The organism is Streptantibioticus silvisoli, from assembly GCF_027947535.2.
Lineage (GTDB): Bacteria > Actinomycetota > Actinomycetes > Streptomycetales > Streptomycetaceae > Streptantibioticus_C > Streptantibioticus_C silvisoli.
This window is the reverse complement of the sequence record NZ_JAAGKO020000068.1, coordinates 1-18,808: the sequence shown is the minus strand read 5'-3', so window position 1 is coordinate 18,808 and position 18,808 is coordinate 1. Positions and strand designations below refer to the sequence as shown.

The following is an 18,808-nucleotide window of genomic DNA, read 5'->3' as shown; positions in this document are numbered from 1 at the left end:
CGGGGGAACGACTACGGCCGAGGTCCCGGTGCGGGATTGCCGCAGGGGGACCCCGGCCGTTGCCAGGTCGCAGGGGCAGGATCAGGGAGGGGAGCCGGGCCGTCAGGCCGCGACGACCTCCGCGACCTCCGCCTGAGGGGCCTTGATCGTGACGCGTTTGCCGGGTACCGGCACGTGCGTGATGGTTTCCAGCCGCACTGGCGCGGGAGCAGTCTCCGAGGTCGCCGACTGGGCCAGCTCGGCGAGCGAGAGCTCGTCGCTGACCTCACGCATGACCTCGGACATTCGCACGTCGAGGGCGTCGCAGATCGCGGAGAGCAGTTCGGAGGAGGCTTCCTTCTGGCCGCGCTCCACCTCTGAGAGGTAGCCGAGCGAGACCCGGGCCGATGCCGAGACCTCGCGCAGAGTGCGGCCCTGACGTTGGCGCTGCCGACGCAGTACGTCACCCAGCAGGCGACGGAGCAGAATCATCGGTGCCTCCTTCCTCGGACCGCGGGACCACAAGCTTCTCGCCCCACCGTACCGCCTCCGGCTTCGGCCGTGCGGGGAGCGATGACGTGTTCACTCAGGGCTGCAAACATCAGAAACTTCCGGGCTGTTCCGTATCCTTAGCTTTCCCGTTTTCCCGCGCTTCACCGGAAGGTGGTCCGTCCGGCGCCGACAGCGCGTCCACCAGCAGTTCCAGCGCACCCCGGACCGCGGCGACGCGGATGGCGGAGCGGTCGCCGGACAGGGTGAGGGGGACGACGGCCGCGTGGGAGGGGCCGGCCACCGCGACGTAGACCGTTCCGACGGGCTTGCCGTCCTGGGGGGCGGGACCGGCCACCCCGGTCGTCGCGAGGCCCCAAGTGGCGCTGAGGCGGTCGCGGACGCCGCGGGCCATGGACCGGGCGACGTCGGGGTCCACCGCGCCGCGGTCGGCCAGCAACCCGGCGTCGACTCCGAGGAGTTCGTGCTTGAGCCGCGTGGCGTACGCGGTCACGGAACCGGCGAAGGCGCTGGACGCGCCCGGCACCGACGTCAGTTCGGCCGCCACCAGCCCACCGGTGAGCGACTCGGCGACCGCGAGGGTCTCACCGCGTCGCGTGAGCAGACGCAGCGCGGTGGCCGCAACGGAGGCGTCGGGGCGGCCCGTGCCGTCCTCCGGCGTCGTCACGTCTGCGGCCTGCGGACCGCGGCCGTACCCGCGATGCCGTTCGCGATGCCGTCCGGCTCGGCGTCCTCCGCGGTGTCCACCGCACCGGAAGCCGTGGCCCCGGAGGGCGGCACCTCACCGGAGGCGTCAGCGACGTCCGCGGGAGTGGCGGCACCGTCGGCCACCACGGAACCGGAGTCAGTAGCAGCCCCGGCACCCCCAGCGCCCTCGGCTCCGTCGACCGCCGCACCATCGGCACCGGAGGCACCGCCGACCACGCCCCCGCCAGCACCCAAGGCACCGCCGACCACGCCACCGGCACCCCCCGAGGCGCCATCGACCACCTCACCCTCAACCACCGCACCGCCAAGACTCGAGCCACCGTCGACCACGCCACCGCCAACACCCGAGGCACCGTCGACCACGCCACCGGCAACACCCGAGACACCGCCGACCACGCCACCGGCACCCCCCGAGGCACCATCGACCACCTCACCCCCAGCCACCTCACCGCCGTCAGCATCCGCACCGCCAGCAACGCCGGAGGCACCGCCAGCGTCCGCACCACCGCCGGCCACCGCACCCCCAGCAACACCCAAGGCACCAGCGCCCGCACCGCCAGCAGCACCCGAAGCACCGCCCGCATCCGCACCCCCAACGGCCGCACCGTCGGAGACGCCACCACCGTCGGAGACACCCGCCCCGTCGGAGACACCCACACCGTCGGAGACACTCGCACCGTCGGAGACACCCGCCCCGTCGGCGAGCCCCCCTCCCCCGGCGGAAAAGCCTCTCGCCCGTGCCAGGCTCGCCCTGCGCAGGACCACCGCCTGGCGGACGTAGTCGAGGCCGGTGAGGACGGTGAGGACCACCGCGGCGGCCATGAACCAGCCGCGGAGGCTGGCCAGGGGGCCGGTGAGGATGAGGACATACATGCCGACGGCGACGCCCTGGGTGAGCGTCTTCAGTTTGCCGCCGCGGCTGGCGGGGATCACGGCGTGCCGGATCACCCAGAAGCGCATGAGGGTGATGCCGACCTCGCGGAAGAGGATGACCGCGGTGACCCACCAGGGCAGGTCGCCCAGGGCGGACAGGCCGATGAGGGCGGCGCCCATGATCGCCTTGTCGGCGATCGGGTCGGCGATCTTGCCGAAGTCGGTCACCATGTCGTACCGGCGGGCGATCTCGCCGTCGAACAGGTCGGTGATCATCGCGACGGCGAACGCGGCCCAGGCGAAGGAGCGCCAGGCCGGGTCGTGGCCGTCGCCGTGCAGGAGCAGCAGGACGAAGCCGGGCACCAGCAGCAGGCGCAGCATGGTGAGGGCGTTGGCGACGTTCCACAGCTTGACCGGGCGGACCACCGCGTCCTGGAGGTGGTCGCCGCGGTCCCCGGCGGCCGCGGCGGGGCGGTGGCCGCCGGCGGCGCTCGCGGGTACTCCGGTCATCCGCAGACCCCCCGGGTACCGCCGGCCAGCGGCTCGGCGACGAGGTCGACGCCGTCGGTGTCCACCACCTTCGCGGTGACCATGCTTCCCGGGGCGAGGCCGTGGCGTTCCGTCAGCAGGATCTGGCCGTCGGTCTCCGGCGCCTGGTGGGCGGCCCGGCCGACGGCCGCGTACTCCTCGCCGTCCCCGTCCCCGTGCCCACCACTTCCACCGACGCCGGAACCGGCCCCGTCGATCGCGGAACCGTCCGCTGACCCGTCCGCGAAGCCCGCGGAGACGGACTCCACCAGTACCTCCACCGTCTCGCCGAGCCGGTCCTCCGCGCGCTGCGCGGTGAGTTCCTCGGCGAGCCGGGAGATGTGGGCCAGCCGGTCGGAGACCACGTCCTGCGGGAGCTTGCCGTCGTAGCCGGCGGCCTCGGTGCCCTCCTCGTCGGAGTAGCCGAACACGCCGACGGCGTCGAGCCGGGCGCCGTTGAGGAAGCGTTCCAGTTCGGCGAGGTCGGCCTCGGTCTCACCGGGGAAGCCGACGATGAAGTTGGAGCGCACCCCCGCCTGGGGGGCCTTGCCGCGGATGGTCTCCAGCAGCTCCAGGAAGCGGTCCGTGTCGCCGAAGCGGCGCATGGCGCGCAGCACGCCGGGCGCGGAGTGCTGGAAGGACAGGTCGAAGTAGGGGGCGACCTTGGGGGTGCCGGTGAGCACGTCGATCAGGCCGGGGCGCATCTCGGCGGGCTGGAGGTAGCTGACCCGGATGCGCTCGATGCCGTCGACGGCGGCGAGTTCCGGCAGCAGGGTCTCCAGCAGGCGGATGTCGCCGAGGTCCTTGCCGTAGGAGGTGTTGTTCTCGCTGACCAGCATGACCTCCTTGACGCCCTGCTCGGCCAGCCAGCGGGTCTCGCCGAGCACGTCGGAGGGGCGCCGGGAGACGAACGAGCCGCGGAAGGAGGGGATGGCGCAGAAGGCGCAGCGGCGGTCGCAGCCGGAGGCGAGCTTGACGGAGGCCACCGGTCCGCCGTCGAGCCGGCGGCGCAGCGGGGTGCGGGGGCCGGAGGCGGGGGCGATGCCCTCGGGCAGGTCCGCCGGGACGTTCTGCGGGGCGGGCTGGGCGTGGCCGGGCAGCGCGACGGTGGCGTTCTGCCGTTCGGCGGGGCTGATCGGCAGCAGCTGCCTGCGGTCGCGCGGGGTGTGCGGGGCGTGCACACCGCCGGACAGGATGGTGCGCAGCCGGTCGGAGATGTCGGCGTAGTCGTCGAAGCCCAGGACCGCGTCGGCCTCGGGCAGCGCCTCGGCGAGTTCCTTGCCGTACCGCTCGGCCATGCAGCCGACCGCGACGACGGCCTGGGTGCGGGCCTGGCCCTTGAGGTCGTTGGCCTCCAGGAGGGCGTCGACGGAGTCCTTCTTGGCGGCGTCGACGAAGCCGCAGGTGTTGACGACGGCGACGTCGGCGTCCGAGGCGTCCTCCACGAGGCGCCAGCCGTCCGCCGCCAGACGGCCGGCGAGCTCTTCGGAGTCCACCTCATTGCGCGCGCAGCCGAGAGTGACCAGAGCGACGGTACGGGGTTCGGGCATGGGCTCAGCCTACTTTGTCCGAGCCCGCGCGCCTTCCGCGAGGGCCGTCACCGGCGTCCCGTCCGGGCCGGCCCCGCGAGGGCGCGGCCCGTCCCGGGCGCCGGGGCGCGAGGACGGGCCGGGCGGTCGGCGGTCAGCCGGCCTGCGGATTGCCCGGGGTGAAGTCGGTACGGACCAACTGCCCGTTGCCGCCGGCGGTGCCGAGGTCCTTGCCGTTGACGAACAGCTGGACGGCGCCGGCGTTGCCCAGGACCAGCGAGATCTTCTTGTCGTCGGTGAAGGTCTTGGACTGGCCCTGGCCGAGCAGGCCCTGGAAGAGGGTGTTGCCGTTGGCCCCGGTGGCCGACACCCAGCTCTTGCCGCCGCCCGCGGTGAGTTTCACCACGACCTTGTTGGCAGGCACGGCCGCGATGGGGCTGTTGCTGGGCTGGGTGGAGGGCAGGGTCGAGGGCGCGGTGCTGCCCGGCGCGGAAGGGGCGGCGGACGGAGCGGAGGCGGAGGGACGGCTGCTGGGGCCCTGCTGGGAGGCGTGGCCGGCCACCTGCTGGCTGCCGCCGCCGCTGAACATGGTGAAGCCGACGAAGGCGACGACCACGACGATCGCGGCGATCATGGCGGCCGTCCAGTTGGGGCGGCGCGGTTCGACGCGGACCCGGTCGGTGTCGTACATCGGCGCGACCGGGGTGGGTTCCGGGCGTCCGCCGTGCTCGGCGTCGTAACGGTCGACGAGCGGATCGGGGTCGATGCCGACGGCCCGCGCGTAGGCACGGATATGGCCGCGGGCGTACACGTCGCCGCCGCAGGGGCCGAAGTCGTCCAGTTCGATGGCGCGCACGAGCGGCACCCGGACCCGGGTGGCGGCGCTGACCGCGTCGACGGTCAGGCCGGCGTCCCTGCGTCCCCGGGCCAGGATCAGGCCGATCGAGGGGGTGGACGAGGGCACGTCCGAAGCGGAGGAAGGAGCGTCGGAGGAGGAGTTGCCGATGGACACGGGGACGCCTTTCAAACGTGTAGCCACCTGCTGGAAATTCAGTCTAGGGGCGCTCTGCGAACAGCGGGCAACCGGGCGGCCATCGAGTGTCCGCCATCGGGGTCCGGCCGGATCGCGTCCGTGCGGAGGGGCAGGCATCCATTCACGGGCTCCCTTCTCCATTTTGACGTATGAACGGCACGAACGGTTGCCCGCAACACCGCACCGGTGGGCGTCCGCCGTCGGTGCTCCGGCCAACCACCGGTGCTCCGGCCAGCCGTCCGTGCTCCGGCCGACCACCAGTACTCCGGCCAGCCGTCCGTGCTCCGGCCAACCACCAGTACTCCGGTCAGCCGTCCGTGCTCCGGCCAACCACCGGTACACCGGTCAGCCGTCCGTGTTCCAGCCGGCCACTGGTGCTCCGGTCAGCCGTCCGTGCTCCGGCCGACCACCAGTACTCCGGTCAGCCGCCGCCGCTGATCTCGGCGAGTACTCCGTCCAGGTCGTCCGGCTTGATCAGCACGTCACGCGCCTTCGACCCCTCGCTGGGCCCCACGATGTTGCGGGACTCCATCAGGTCCATGAGCCTGCCCGCTTTGGCGAATCCCACGCGCAGTTTGCGCTGGAGCATCGAGGTCGAGCCGAACTGGGTGGAGACGACCAGCTCGACGGCCTGCATCAGCAGGTCGAGGTCGTCGCCGATCTCCTCGTCGATCTCCTTCTTCGGGCCGGCGCCGACCATGACGTCCTGGCGGTAGGACGGGGTGAACTGGGCCTTGCAGTGGTCGACGACGCCCTGGACCTCGTCCTCGGTGACGAACGCGCCCTGGAGCCGGACCGGCTTGTTCGCGCCCATCGGCAGGAAGAGCGCGTCGCCCTTGCCGATGAGCTTCTCGGCGCCGGGCTGGTCGAGGATGACGCGGCTGTCGGCGAGCGAGGAGGTGGCGAACGCCAGCCGGGAGGGCACGTTGGCCTTGATCAGGCCGGTGACCACGTCGACGCTGGGCCGCTGGGTGGCGAGGACCAGGTGGATGCCGGCCGCGCGGGCCAGCTGGGTGATGCGGACGATGGAGTCCTCGACGTCGCGCGGGGCGACCATCATCAGGTCGGCCAGCTCGTCGACGATCACCAGCAGGTACGGGTAGGGGACCAGCTCGCGTTCGCTGCCCTCCGGCGGCTTGGCCTTGCCGGAGCGGATGGCGGCGTTGAAGTCGTCGATGTGGCGGTAGCCGTAGGCGGCCAGGTCGTCGTAGCGCAGGTCCATCTCGCGCACCACCCACTGGAGGGCCTCGGCGGCCTTCTTGGGGTTGGTGATGATCGGGGTGATCAGGTGCGGGATGCCCTCGTAGGCGGTCAGCTCGACCCGCTTGGGGTCGACCAGCACCATCCGGACCTCCTCCGGGGTGGCGCGGACCATGATCGAGGTGATCAGGCAGTTGATGCACGAGGACTTGCCGGAACCGGTCGCGCCGGCCACCAGGACGTGCGGCATCCTGGCGAGGTTGGCGGTGACGTAGCCGCCTTCGACGTCCTTGCCGAGGGCGACGGTCATCGGGTGTTCCTCGCCGATGGCCTGCGCCGAACGGAGGACGTCACCGAGGTTGACCATCTCGCGGTCGGAGTTGGGGATCTCGATGCCCACGGCCGACTTGCCCGGGATCGGGCTTATGATCCGCACATCCGGGCTGGCCACCGAGTAGGCGATGTTCTTGGCCAGCGCGGTGATCCGCTCGACCTTCACCGCCGGACCGAGTTCCACCTCGTAGCGGGTGACGGTCGGGCCGCGGCTGAACCCGGTGACGGTGGCGTCGACCTTGAACTCGCCGAACACCCCGCTGAGCGCCGCCACCACCGCGTCGTTGGCCGCGCTGCGGGTCCGCCCGGGGCCGCCGCGCTCCAGCAGGTCCAGCGGCGGCAGCGCGTACGTGATGTCGCCGGAGAGCATCAACTGCTCGGCCCGCGGCGGCAACGGGTCGCCCTCGGGCACCACGGGCCGCTTCGTCAGGTCGGCAACGGTCCCCTCCCCCGCCTTCGCCGCCTTGCCCGTGCCGGGGCCGGCGGAGCCGGAGCCGGAGCCGGCGGTGGCCGGGGTCCTCGCCGGGGCGCCGGTGCCGCCGCTGCCGTCGGCGTCGCCCTGGCCGGCCGGGCGGGCGCCGGTACGGCCGCCGGGGGGCACGGTGCGGAGGGAACTGGTGAGGTCGGCCACGAGCGGCGAGGGCTGTACGCCGTGCAGCACCGCGCCGTCCAGCGCGGCGGCCGCGGCCGCGGCGACGTCGACCGCGTTGGGGTCGCGCTTGGTGAAGTCCGCCACCGCCCCGGGCTCCGGCGTACCGGCCTCCTGCCCGCGCCGGGGACGGCGGCGCCGGCCGATCTCGGCGGCCTCGACGGCGTCGGGCGACTCGGCGGGGGCCGCGGAGCTCGATCCGCCGCGCCGGGCCGGTACCGGGGTGTCGTCGGCGGCGAGGCCGTCCTCGTCGTCGAACGGGTCGGCGTCCTCGTCGGTCTCCGGGGGCAGGTAGAGCCCCAGGCGGGTGCCGATCTGCTTCAGGCGCTGCGGGATCGCGTTGACCGGGGTGGCGGTGACCACCAGGAAACCGAAGAGGGTGACCAGGGCCAGCAGGGGCACCGCGAGGGTCGAGCCGACGGTGAACAGCAGCGGCTTGGACGCCGCCCAGCCGATCAGGCCGCCGGCGTCGCGCAGGGCCTGCGCGCCCTGGCCCCGGCCGGGGGCGCCGCACGCGATGTGCACCATGCCGAGCACGCCGATCAGCAGCGCGGACAGCCCGATGACGATGCGTCCGTTGGCGTCCTGCTGCTCCGGGTGCCGCATCAGGCGGACCGCGACGATCGCCAGCAGTATCGGCACCAGCAGGTCGAGCCGGCCGAACGCGCCGGTGACCAGCATCTCCACCAGGTCGCCGACCGGGCCGCTGAGGTTGGACCAGGTGCCGGCCGCGGTGACCAGGGCCACGCCGAGCAGCAGCAGCGCCAGGCCGTCCTTGCGGTGGGCCGGGTCCAGGCCGCGGGCGCCGCGCCCGACACCGCGGAAGACGGCGCCGACGCTGTGCGCGAACCCCAGCCACACCGCGCGCACCAGCCGGTAGACGCCGCCGGTGGGACTCGGGGCGGGTTTCGGCGCGGGCCTGACGGCCTTCTTGACCGGCGGCTTCCTCCCGGTGGCCTTGCCGCCCTTGACGGGCGGTGCCGCGCTGCGGCGGGCCGCCGTTTTCTTGGCCGGCACCGCGGCGGCCTTGCCACGCCCGGCGCGCTGTGCGGGCGCCGTAGCGCTGCTGGAGCCCTTGCCGGACGTACGTGAGGCCATGGTGCGACATTACCGCCGTTGCCCCGGCGCCGACACGCCTGACAGACCTTCGCCCGTTCGTGTCGCCGCGCCCCGCCCGCACGGTGAGCGGGCGTCAGACGCGATGCCCGTCGTGCGCCGGAGCCCGCCCGTCCGCTCCGGCCGCCGAAGACCTCGGGACCCCGCGAAGACGCCCGCCGCCGAAGACCTCACGCCACCGCGAAGACATCCGCCCCCGAAGGCCCGGTCACCGGTGAAGACCTCCACCCGACGACCCCGGTACGCCGCGAAGGCGCCCGACCGCCCCCGAAGACACCCGCCCCCAGAAGACCTCACCGCACCCCGAAGACCTCCACCCCGGAAAACCCCTGTGCACCGAGAAGCCCCGCGCCCAAGACCTTCCCGCCGACCCCCGGAGGGCCGCTCAGGCCTGTGGGGGCAGCGAGGGGCCGCTGTGGTCGGCGCCGGGCTCCAGCGCGTCCAGGGCGCGTCGCAGGCCGGTCAGCTTGCGTTCCAGGTGGGCGGCGGTGGCCACCGCGGCGGCGTCGGCGGACTCGTCGAGCTGCTTGGTGAGCGCCTCGGCCTGCTCCTCGACGGCGGCCAGCCGGGCGGACAGTTCGGCCAGCACCCCCGCCGACTCCCGGCCGCCGCCGCCCTGCTCGCCCTGTTCCAGCTGGAGCCGCAGCAGGGCCGCCTGCTCGCGCAGCTGGCAGTTCTTCATGTACAGGTCGACGAAGACCGACACCTTGGCGCGCAGGACCCACGGGTCGAACGGCTTGGAGATGTAGTCGACCGCGCCGGCCGCGTAGCCGCGGAAGGTGTGGTGCGGGCCGTGGTTGATGGCGGTCAGGAAGATGATCGGGATGTCGCGGGTGCGTTCGCGCCGCTTGATGTGCGCGGCCGTCTCGAAACCGTCCATACCCGGCATCTGCACGTCGAGCAGGATGACCGCGAAGTCGTCCGTGAGCAGCGCCTTGAGCGCTTCCTCCCCGGACGATGCCCGCACCAGCGTCTGATCGAGCGCGGAGAGGATCGCCTCCAGCGCCAGCAGATTCTCCGGCCGGTCATCGACCAGGAGGATCTTGGCCTTCTGCACCATGGCCCGCCCTCCTCGTCCCGGCAGCATTCCGGGCGCCGCCCCCAGGGACGACTCCCGTACGCCGTCCGTCCTTGTGCCGGTCATGGTAGCCGCACCCTGTCGCTCGCCACACCCTGTCACCGCCATGTCACTGTGCCCGAAGCAAAAACGTGGCGAGGCACGAATAGGTTCCCCGCCCCCAGCACTCTCACACCCGGCGGGGCGTGTCGGAGCGCCGGATGACGCAATCTCACCCTGCTCTCATCCACTCGTCACCGGATGGCCATACCGGCACCGGGAAATCCATGATCCGCCGGGCGCGGATCACAGATTTCCCGGTCACCGTTCCCACGTCAACGGGCGTTCATGTACTGCTTCATGATGGCCAGAAGGTGATCGGTGTCGACCGGTTTGGTGACGTACGCGCTCGCGCCGGAGTCCAGGGCCTTCTCCTTGTCGCCCTTCATCGCCTTCGCGGTCAGCGCGATGATCGGCAGGTCGGCGAACTGCGGCATCCGGCGGATGGCCGAGGTCGTCGCGTAACCGTCCATCTCCGGCATCATGATGTCCATCAGCACCACGGAGACGTCGTCGTGCTGCTCCAGCACCTCGATGCCCTCGCGGCCGTTCTCCGCGTACAGCACGGTCAGGCCGTGCTGCTCCAGGACGCTGGTGAGCGCGAAGACGTTGCGGATGTCGTCGTCGACGATCAGCACCTTCTCGGCGTTGAACGCGGACGGCACCCGGGTGACGCCGAGCTGCCGGGGCTCCTCCGGGCCGGACCAGGGCTCCAGCCGGCCGGTTCCGTGCCCGGCGGGCTCGGCACCGACCGGCGCGGACGAGCGGCGGCGGCGCGACAGCCCGCCGCGGCCGTAGACCGGGCCGCCGAAGTCGCCGGGCCCGGACGCGGCCGCCTCCAGTTCCGAGACCGCGCCGGCGTCGGTGATCTCGGCGGAGGCGAACTCCTTCGGGGTCAGCTCACCGCTGCTCAGCGGCAGGTACAAGGTGAACGTCGAGCCGCGGCCCGGCTCGCTGTCGGCCTGGATCTCGCCGCCGAGCAGCCGGGCGATCTCGCGGCTGATGGACAGCCCCAGGCCGGTGCCGCCGTACTTGCGGCTGGTGGTGCCGTCGGCCTGCTTGAAGGCCTCGAAGATCACCCGCATCTTGCTGGCCGCGATGCCGATACCGGTGTCGGTGACCGAGAAGGCGACCATCGGCTGGTCGGCGTTGGTCAGCGAGCCGTTCTCCAGCAGCTGTTCGCGGATGGCGACCGGGATGTCCGGGCCGGCCGGGCGGATGACAAGTTCCACCGCGCCGGCGTCGGTGAACTTCACCGCGTTCGACAGCAAGTTGCGCAGCACCTGGAGCAGCCGCTGCTCGTCGGTGTGCAGGGTGACCGGCAGCTCCGGGGAGACGCGGATGGAGAAGTCCAGGCCCTTTTCCGCGGTCAGCGGGCGGAAGGTCGCCTCGACGTAGTCGACCAGCTGGACCAGGGCGATCCGGGTGGGGCTGACGTCCATCTTGCCCGCCTCGACCTTCGACAGGTCCAGGATGTCGTTGATCAGCTGGAGCAGGTCGGAGCCGGCGCCGTGGATGGTCTCGGCGAACTCCACCTGCTTGGGCGACAGGTTGGCGTCCGCGTTGTCGGCGAGCAGCTTGGCCAGGATCAGCAGCGAGTTGAGCGGGGTGCGCAGCTCGTGCGACATGTTGGCCAGGAACTCCGACTTGTACCGCATGGAGATCGCCAGCTGTTCGGCGCGCTCCTCCAGCACCTGCCGGGCCTCCTCGATCTCGGTGTTCTTCACCTCGATGTCGCGGTTCTGCTGGGCCAGCAGCTTGGCCTTGTCCTCCAGCTCGACGTTGGACGCCTGGAGCGCGCTCTGCCGGTTCTCCAGCTCGGCCGAGCGGTCGCGCAGCTGGACGGTCAGCTCCTGGGACTGCTCCAGCAGCCCCTCGGTCTTGGTGTTGACCGAGATGGTGTTGACGCTGGTGGCGATCATCTCGGCGATCTGGCTGAGGAAGTCCTTCTGGATCGGGGTCAGCGGCTGGAAGGCGGCCAGTTCGATCACGCCGAGGATGCGGTCCTCGAACAGCACCGGCAGCACGATGACGTGGGCCGGCGGCGCCTCCCCCAGTCCCGATGCGATCTTCAGGTAACCCGACGGCACGTTCTCCACCAGGATGGAACGCTTCTCCACCGCCGCCTGCCCGATCAGCGACTCACCGGGCAGGAACGACGTCGGCATGGTGCGGCGCGAGTAGCCGTAGGAGCCGATCAGCCGCAGCTCGTAGCTCTCGCCGTCGGCGCCGCCGATCTCGCCGCCCTCACCGGACTCGCCGATCTCCTGGGCCAGGAAGAACGCGCCGTGCTGCGCGGAGACCACCGGGGTCAGCTCGCTCATGATCAGCTCGGCGACGTCCAGCAGGTCCCGGCGGCCCTGCATGAGACCGGAGATGCGCGCCAGGTTGCCCTTGAGCCAGTCCTGCTCCTTGTTGGCGAGCGTGGTCTCGCGCAGCTTGACGATCATCGTGTTGATGTTGTCCTGGAGCTCCAGGATCTCGCCGGCCGCGTCCACGTCGATCTTCAGGTTCAGGTCGCCGCGGGTCACCGCGGTGGCGACCTCCGCGATGTTGCGCACCTGGTTGGTCAGGTTGTTCGCCATCAGGTTCACCGAGTCGGTGAGGTCGCGCCAGATGCCGGAGACCCCCGGCACCCGCGCCTGGCCGCCGAGCCGGCCCTCGGTGCCCACCTCGCGGGCCACCCGGGTCACCTCGTCACCGAACGCCGACAGCTGACCGACCATCGTGTTGATGGTGGTCTTCAGCTCCAGGATCTCCCCGCGCGCGTCCACGTCGATCTTCTTCGACAGGTCGCCCTTGGCCACCGAGGTGGTGACCATCGCGATGCTGCGCACCTGGTTGGTCAGGTTGGACGCCATCGAGTTCACCGACTCGGTGAGGTCCTTCCAGGTACCGGCCACCCCGGGAACCCGGGCCTGCCCGCCGAGCCGGCCCTCGGTACCCACCTCGCGGGCCACCCGGGTCACCTCGTCACCGAACGCCGACAGGGTGTCGACCATGGTGTTGATGGTGCCGGCGAGCTGCGCGACCTCACCGCGCGCCTCCACCGTGCTCTTCTTCGTCAGGTCGCCGTTGGCCACCGCGGTGGCCACGTCCGCCAGGCTGCGCACCTGGTTGGTCAGGTTGCTGGCCATCAGGTTGACGTTGTCGGTGAGGTCCTTCCAGATGCCGGAGACCCCGCGCACCCGGGCCTGGCCGCCCAACTGGCCCTCGGTACCCACCTCGCGGGCCACCCGGGTCACCTCGTCACCGAACGCCGACAGCTGGTCCACCATCGTGTTGACGGTGGTGACCAGCGCCAGGATCTCGCCCTTGGCGTCGACGGTGATCTTCTTCGACAGGTCACCGTTGGCCACCGCCGTCGTCACCTGCGCGATGTTGCGCACCTGGTCGGTGAGGTTCGACGCCATCAGGTTCACCGACTGCGTCAGGTCCTTCCAGGTACCCGACACCCCCTGCACGTCCGCCTGCCCGCCGAGCCGGCCCTCGGTACCCACGTCCCGGGCCACCCGGGTGACCTGCTCGGCGAACGCCGACAGCTGGTCGACCATCGTGTTGATGGTGTTCTTCAGCTCCAGGATCTCCCCGCGCGCGTCCACGTCGATCTTCTGCGACAGGTCACCGTTGGCCACCGCCGTGGCCACCTGGGCGATGTTGCGCACCTGGGTGGTCAGGTTGCCGGCCATGCCGTTGACGGAGTCGGTCAGGTCGCGCCACACACCGGCGACGCCCGGCACCTGCGCCTGCCCGCCGAGCCGGCCCTCGGTACCCACGTCCCGGGCCACCCGGGTGACCTGGTCGGCGAACGCCGACAGCTGGTCGACCATCGTGTTGATGGTGTTCTTCAGCTCCAGGATCTCCCCGCGCGCGTCGACCTCGATCTTCTGCGTCAGGTCGCCGTTGGCCACCGCCGTCGTCACCTGGGCGATCTGCCGCACCTGCGAGGTGAGGTTGCCCGCCATGAAGTTGACGGAGTCCGTCAGGTCCTTCCAGGTGCCCGACACGCCGTCCACCCGCGCCTGACCGCCCAGCCGCCCCTCGGTGCCCACGTCACGGGCCATCCGCGTCACCTGCGCGGCGAACGAGGACAGCTGGTCCACCATGCGGTTGACGGTGTTCTTCAGCTGGAGCATCTCGCCGGAGACGTCCACGGTGACCTTCTGCGACAGGTCGCCGTTGGCCACCGCCGTCGTCACCTGCGCGATGTTGCGCACCTGGCCGGTGAGGTTGCGGAAGGCGGTGTTGACCGAATCCGTCAGGTCCTTCCAGGTACCCGCCGCGCCCGACACCTGCGCCTGACCGCCCAGCTCACCCTCGACGCCGATCTCCCGGGCCACCCGGGTCACCTCGGAACCGAACGCGGACAGCTGGTCGACCATCGTGTTGACGGTGTTCTTCAGCTCCAGCATCTCGCCGGAGACGTCGACCGTGACCTTCTGCGACAGGTCGCCGTTGGCCACCGCCGTCGTCACCTGCGCGATGTCGCGCACCTGCGCGGTGAGGTTGCGGAACGCGGTGTTGACCGAATCCGTCAGGTCCTTCCAGGTACCCGCCGCCCCCGGCACCTGCGCCTGACCGCCCAGCTGGCCCTTCGCGCCGACCTCGCCGGCCACCCGGGTGACCTCGCCGGCGAACGTGCGCAGCGTCTCGGTCATGCCGTTGATCGTCTCGGCCAGCTGCGCGACCTCGCCGCGCGCCGCGATGGTGATCTTCTGCGTCAGGTCGCCGTTGGCCACCGCGGTGGTGACCTGGGCGATCTCCCTCACCTGATCGGTCAGATTTCCGGCCATCAGGTTGACGGAGTCGGTGAGGTCCTTCCAAACCCCCGCCACGCCCGGCACCTGTGCCTGGCCGCCCAACTCGCCCTCGGTACCCACCTCGCGGGCCACCCGGGTCACCTCGGAGGCGAACGACGAGAGCTGGTCGACCATCGTGTTGACGGTGTTCTTCAGCTGGAGCATCTCGCCGTCCACATGGACGGTGACCTTCCGCGACAGGTCACCGTCGGCGACCGCCGTCGTGACCAGCGAGATGTCGCGCACCTGCGCGGTCAGCCGGGAGGCCATCGTGTTGACCGAATCCGTCAGGTCCTTCCACGAACCCGCCATCCCGCGCACCGTGGCCTGGCCGCCGAGCTTGCCCTCGGTACCGACCTCACTGGCGACCCGGGTGACCTCCTCGGTGAACGCCGCCAGCTGGTCCACCAGCCCGTTGACCGTCCGGCCCACCTTGAGGAACTCGCCGCGCAACGGGTGCCCGCCGCCGCCCTCACCGCCCTGCGCCCGCAGGTCCATCCGCTGTTCCAGGTCGCCCTCCGCGACCGCCGACAGCACCCGGCCCACCTCGGACACCGGCCGCACCAGGTCGTCGACCAGCGCGTTGGACGCGTCGATCGCCGCGGCCCACGAACCCTCCGACGCCCCGACCTTCAGCCGCTCCGACAGGCGCCCCTCCCGGCCCACCACCCGGCGCACCCGCGCCAGCTCACCGGTCAGGTGCTGGTTGCGGTCGGCGACCTCGTTGAACACCACGGCGATGTCCGCCATGATCCCGTCGCCCGGGACGTTCAGCCGTTTGCGGAAACTGCCGTCCCGCATCGCGGCCAGGGCGGACAGCAGTTTGTGCAGCGAGGCCGTGTCGACCTCGGTGGTACCGCCCGATCGGGAGCGAGCACCCTTCGCACGCGCGGCCGGACCACGCGACGATGCACCAGTCTCCACCGTGTCCCTCCCAGAGGGTCGTCCTCGACTGCCCTGGCTCTTGCCCCTGCCCAAGGCATTCCCAGTGTTTCACCCCGACCGCGCCCGGCCATAACCGTTCTGCGGCATCCACCGCCCGTCACGGTCCGATCACGACGGAAAACACCCGCAACCGGCACGCGCGCCGCCCCAACGGGTAAGTAACCTGGCATCGGGTTGCCCGCCACGTGCCGGGCGTACACCTGGGCCGCGGAGGGGTGCCGCCAGACATGCGCGAGCAGAGCGCCGAACGGAAGGACTCGCCCGCGCCCCCATCCGGGTTCGCGGCCGGCCACCGCCCACCCGGGCGGAACGGCACCGGACGGCCCGACGCCGAGCCGGGTGACCTGCGACACACGAGGAGCCAATTGATCACCGCGCGGGCAGCCGCCACCTTCGAGCCGGTCGGACGTTCCGTCGCCACCGCCCGCGCCTTCGTGCGCGACACGCTCCAGGGGTGGGGGTTCGCCGACGTCACCGACGACGCCGTCGTCCTGACCAGCGAACTCGTCACCAACGCCGTGGTCCACGCCGGCACCGCCGCCGACGTGGTGTGCCTGCGCCAGCCGGGCTCGGTCCGCATCGAGGTCGCCGACCAGTACCCGGAACGCGAGGTGCCGCTGCACACCTCCCCCCACCTGACCGCCTCCCCCGACAAGGAGGGCGGCCGCGGCCTCATCCTGTGCTCCGCGCTGGCCGGCCGCTGGGGCGTGGAGTACACCCCCACCCACAAACGCGTCTGGTTCCAGCTCGAACTGCCCGACCGCCCGGCCGGCACCCGCTCCGCCGGCCCCCCGCTGCCCCCCGCCTCCCTGCCGCTGGCCGACCCCCGGGTCCGGGTCGCCGTCGTCCAGGTCGACCACGACGGCACCGTCAGCGGCTGGAACGACGACGCGCAGGCACTCTTCGGCCATACCGCCGAGCAGGTCACCGGCAAACCACTGGGCGACCTCAGCGCCTGGCCGCAGACCCCCGGCACCGGCTTCGGCCTCGCCGAGGCGCTGCGGCTGTCGCGCTGGGAGGGCTCCTACGGCCTGCGCGACTCCGACGGCAAGGTCCAGCCGGTCTACGGCTCCCACCTGCGGGTGCGCGACAGCGACGGCGCCCCCTCCACCGTCTGCCTGCTGGTGCGCGAGAACGAACGCGCCATCCTGCAGAGCCCGGTGCGCATCCCGGTGCAGGACTCCCCCGGCGACCGGGGCGGCAACGCGGCCGACCCCTTCGAGGTCTTCATCGGCTCCCCCGCCCCCGACGACCTCGACGGCCTGCTGCAACGCACCGTCGAACGCGCCCGCGACATGCTCGACGGCGACGCCGCCTACCTGCTGCTCGCCACCGACGACGAGACCGAGCTGGAGGTGCGCGCCTCCACCGGACTGCCCGCCGCCCGCCAGCGCTTCGCCCGGGTCCCCGTCGAAGCCGGCTCCGGCCGCTACGGCAGCGCCCGGATGCCCGCCGTCCACGAGGACCTCACCGTCGCGCCCGGCGCCGTCCCGCTGCTGTCCGGCACCGGCATGCGCTCGGTCGTCACCGTCCCGCTGAAGGTCGAAGGCCGCCTCACCGGCTCGCTGGGCGTCGCCGCCGAGGCCCCGGGCCGGTACACCAACGAGGAGGCGCTGCGCCTTCAGTTCGCCGCCGACCGGATCGCGCTGGCCGTCGAAAGCGCCCGGCTCACCGAGCTCGAACGGCTGCGCCGCGGCTCGCTGTCCTTCCTCGTCGAGGCCTCCGACCTGCTGGCCGGCACCCTGGAACGCGACCAGACACTGGCCCTGATGGCCCAGATGACGGTGCCGACGCTCGCCACCTGGTGCGCCGTCTACACCATCGCCGAGCAGTCCGAACCGGAACTCGCCTTCGTCCTGCACGAGGACGAGGACCGCATCGACGGCCTCAAGGCGCTGCTGTCCCGCATCGCGCCGCCCTCCCCCGACCCCACCCCGGGCGCCCGGATGTGGAACGCGCCGTCCGAAGCGGCCCACTCCACCGCGCTGCGCGCCTCGCTGCGCAGCCTGGGCCTGGCCGAGGCCGGCCGGCCCGCCACCGGCACCGGCGCGCACGCCACCGCCTCCGCGGTCGGCGGCGAGACCGTCGTGCTGCCGCTGGTCGCCCGCAACCGCGTCATCGGCATGCTGACGCTCGGCAAGCCGTCCGACGAACGCTTCCGCCAGGAGATCCTGGAACTGGCCGAGGACCTCTCGCGCCGGGCCGCGCTCGCCCTGGACAACGCCCGGCTGTACTCCGAGCGCACCGCGATCAGCCAGTCCCTGCAACGCAGCCTGCTGCCGCCGGAGTTGCCGCACATCCCCGGCGTCGAGGTCGAGGTCATCTACCAGGCGGCCGGCGAGGGCAACGAGGTCGGCGGCGACTTCTACGACCTGTTCCCGATCCGCGAGGGCTGCTGGGGCTTCGCCATCGGCGACGTCTGCGGCACCGGACCGGAAGCCGCCGCCGTCACCGGCCTGGCCCGGCACGCGCTGCGCCTGCTGGCCCGTGAGGGCCTCGGCGGCCCCGCCGTGCTGGAACGCCTCAACACCGCCATCCTCGACGAGGGCGCCCGCAGCCGCTTCCTCACCCTGCTCTACGGCGAGTTGTGGCCGCAGCCGGACGGCAGCGCCGAGCTGAAGGTGGTCTGCGCCGGGCACCCGCTGCCCCTGCGGCTGCGCAAGGACGGCAAGGTCGTCTCCGCCGCGGACCCGCAGCCGCTGCTGGGCGTCATGGACGACATCCGCCTGGTCGAGCAGACGGTGCGCCTGGAATCCGGCGATGTCCTGCTGTGCGTCACCGACGGTGTCACCGAACGCCGGGAGGGCAGCCGCATGCTCGGCGACGACGGCCTCGCGGAGGTGCTGGCCCAGAGCACCGGCCTCACCGCCGGCGCGGTCGCCGCCCGGGTCCAGCGGGCCGTGGAGCGCTTCGCCCCGGACCCGCCCTCCGACGACATGGCCATCCTCACCATGCGGGTCCACGGACACGTCGACGTCTGACCGGACCGGCCGGGGCTGACGGCTCGGCCGACCACGGCTGACGGCCCGGCTCACGGTCCGGCTTACGGTCCGTCGGCCGGATACGACGAAGGCCCCCGCCACGTGAATGGCGGGGGCCTTCGTTCGTCTGGAGCCCCAATACGGAATCGAACCGTAGACCTTCTCCTTACCATGGAGACGCTCTACCGACTGAGCTATTGGGGCGTGCCAACAGGGAAAAGAGTAGCCCATCCAGGCCCGCATCGGAAATCCGTTCTCCGGCCCGCACGGTGCGACGCGGGCCGGCCCCGATGCCCGGCCCCGGCCCCCGTGGCCGGCCCGGTCCACCCCATTACCCCCGCTACCGCTGTGCGACGGTCAGACGGAGAGCCAGCAGTCCTGAACGCAAAAATGACCGTTGGCTCCAACAGATCAAATCTGCTGGAGCCAACGGCCCAAAAAATGTTCGGCGGCGTCCTACTCTCCCACAGGGTCCCCCCTGCAGTACCATCGGCGCTGAAAGGCTTAG

General features: G+C 71.8%; 8 protein-coding genes, 1 tRNA gene, 1 rRNA gene and 1 pseudogene. 1 reads left to right on the top strand and 10 read right to left on the bottom strand.

Annotated features, from left to right (window positions below; all coding sequences use genetic code 11):
- Positions 1-102 precede the first annotated feature (102 nt).
- The 8 genes and pseudogenes from POF43_RS30525 to POF43_RS30490 all read right to left on the bottom strand — a co-directional run bounded on the left by POF43_RS30525 (position 103) and on the right by POF43_RS30490 (position 15,298).
- On the bottom strand, positions 103-471 hold the full coding sequence (locus POF43_RS30525; protein ID WP_271325126.1) for a helix-turn-helix domain-containing protein: 369 nt from the start codon (positions 469-471) through the stop codon (positions 103-105).
- A gap of 109 nt (positions 472-580) precedes the next feature.
- Positions 581-1,156, bottom strand: coding sequence for a CinA family protein (locus POF43_RS30520; RefSeq protein ID WP_271325127.1), 576 nt, complete (start codon positions 1,154-1,156; stop codon positions 581-583).
- 491 nt (positions 1,157-1,647) lie between these two features.
- Positions 1,648-2,580 (bottom strand): annotated as a pseudogene (gene pgsA / locus POF43_RS30515) (CDP-diacylglycerol--glycerol-3-phosphate 3-phosphatidyltransferase); the annotation flags it as partial.
- Positions 2,577-4,148, bottom strand: a complete 1,572-nt coding sequence (gene rimO / locus POF43_RS30510; RefSeq protein WP_282704869.1) for a 30S ribosomal protein S12 methylthiotransferase RimO — start codon at positions 4,146-4,148, stop codon at positions 2,577-2,579. The pseudogene pgsA and the gene rimO, both read right to left, overlap by 4 nt.
- 133 nt (positions 4,149-4,281) lie before the next feature.
- Positions 4,282-5,139 carry a helix-turn-helix domain-containing protein gene (locus POF43_RS30505; protein WP_372516159.1) on the bottom strand — a complete coding sequence of 286 codons (858 nt, stop codon included), beginning with the start codon at positions 5,137-5,139 and terminating at the stop codon, positions 4,282-4,284.
- A 442-nt stretch (positions 5,140-5,581) separates the two neighbouring features.
- On the bottom strand, positions 5,582-8,440 hold the full coding sequence (locus POF43_RS30500; RefSeq protein WP_271325060.1) for an FtsK/SpoIIIE family DNA translocase: 2,859 nt from the start codon (positions 8,438-8,440) through the stop codon (positions 5,582-5,584).
- A 403-nt stretch (positions 8,441-8,843) separates the two neighbouring features.
- Positions 8,844-9,518 carry a response regulator gene (locus tag POF43_RS30495; protein ID WP_271316443.1) on the bottom strand — a complete coding sequence of 225 codons (675 nt, stop codon included), beginning with the start codon at positions 9,516-9,518 and terminating at the stop codon, positions 8,844-8,846.
- A gap of 332 nt (positions 9,519-9,850) precedes the next feature.
- Complete coding sequence (locus POF43_RS30490) at positions 9,851-15,298, bottom strand: HAMP domain-containing protein (protein WP_271324514.1); 5,448 nt, start codon at positions 15,296-15,298, stop codon at positions 9,851-9,853.
- 386 nt (positions 15,299-15,684) lie between these two features.
- Between POF43_RS30490 and POF43_RS30485 the strand changes: the two genes are divergently transcribed.
- Positions 15,685-18,300, top strand: coding sequence for a SpoIIE family protein phosphatase (locus POF43_RS30485; RefSeq protein ID WP_282699037.1), 2,616 nt, complete (start codon positions 15,685-15,687; stop codon positions 18,298-18,300).
- 128 nt (positions 18,301-18,428) lie between these two features.
- On the opposite strand, the gene POF43_RS30480 is transcribed toward POF43_RS30485, so the two are convergent.
- Both POF43_RS30480 and rrf read right to left on the bottom strand, forming a co-directional pair.
- Positions 18,429-18,504, bottom strand: a tRNA-Thr gene (locus POF43_RS30480).
- Between the two features lie 239 nt (positions 18,505-18,743).
- Positions 18,744-18,808 (bottom strand): 5S ribosomal RNA (rrf, locus tag POF43_RS35360); the annotation flags it as partial.

What these genes read in the sequence shown, in the direction of transcription:
- POF43_RS30495 (WP_271316443.1), bottom strand. Translation starts at nt 9,518, where the DNA reads ATGGTGCAGAAGGCCAAGATCCTCCTGGTCGATGACCGGCCGGAGAAT.
- POF43_RS30525 (WP_271325126.1), bottom strand. Translation starts at nt 471, where the DNA reads ATGATTCTGCTCCGTCGCCTGCTGGGTGACGTACTGCGTCGGCAGCGC.
- rimO (WP_282704869.1), bottom strand. Translation starts at nt 4,148, where the DNA reads ATGCCCGAACCCCGTACCGTCGCTCTGGTCACTCTCGGCTGCGCGCGC.
- POF43_RS30500 (WP_271325060.1), bottom strand. Translation starts at nt 8,440, where the DNA reads ATGGCCTCACGTACGTCCGGCAAGGGCTCCAGCAGCGCTACGGCGCCC.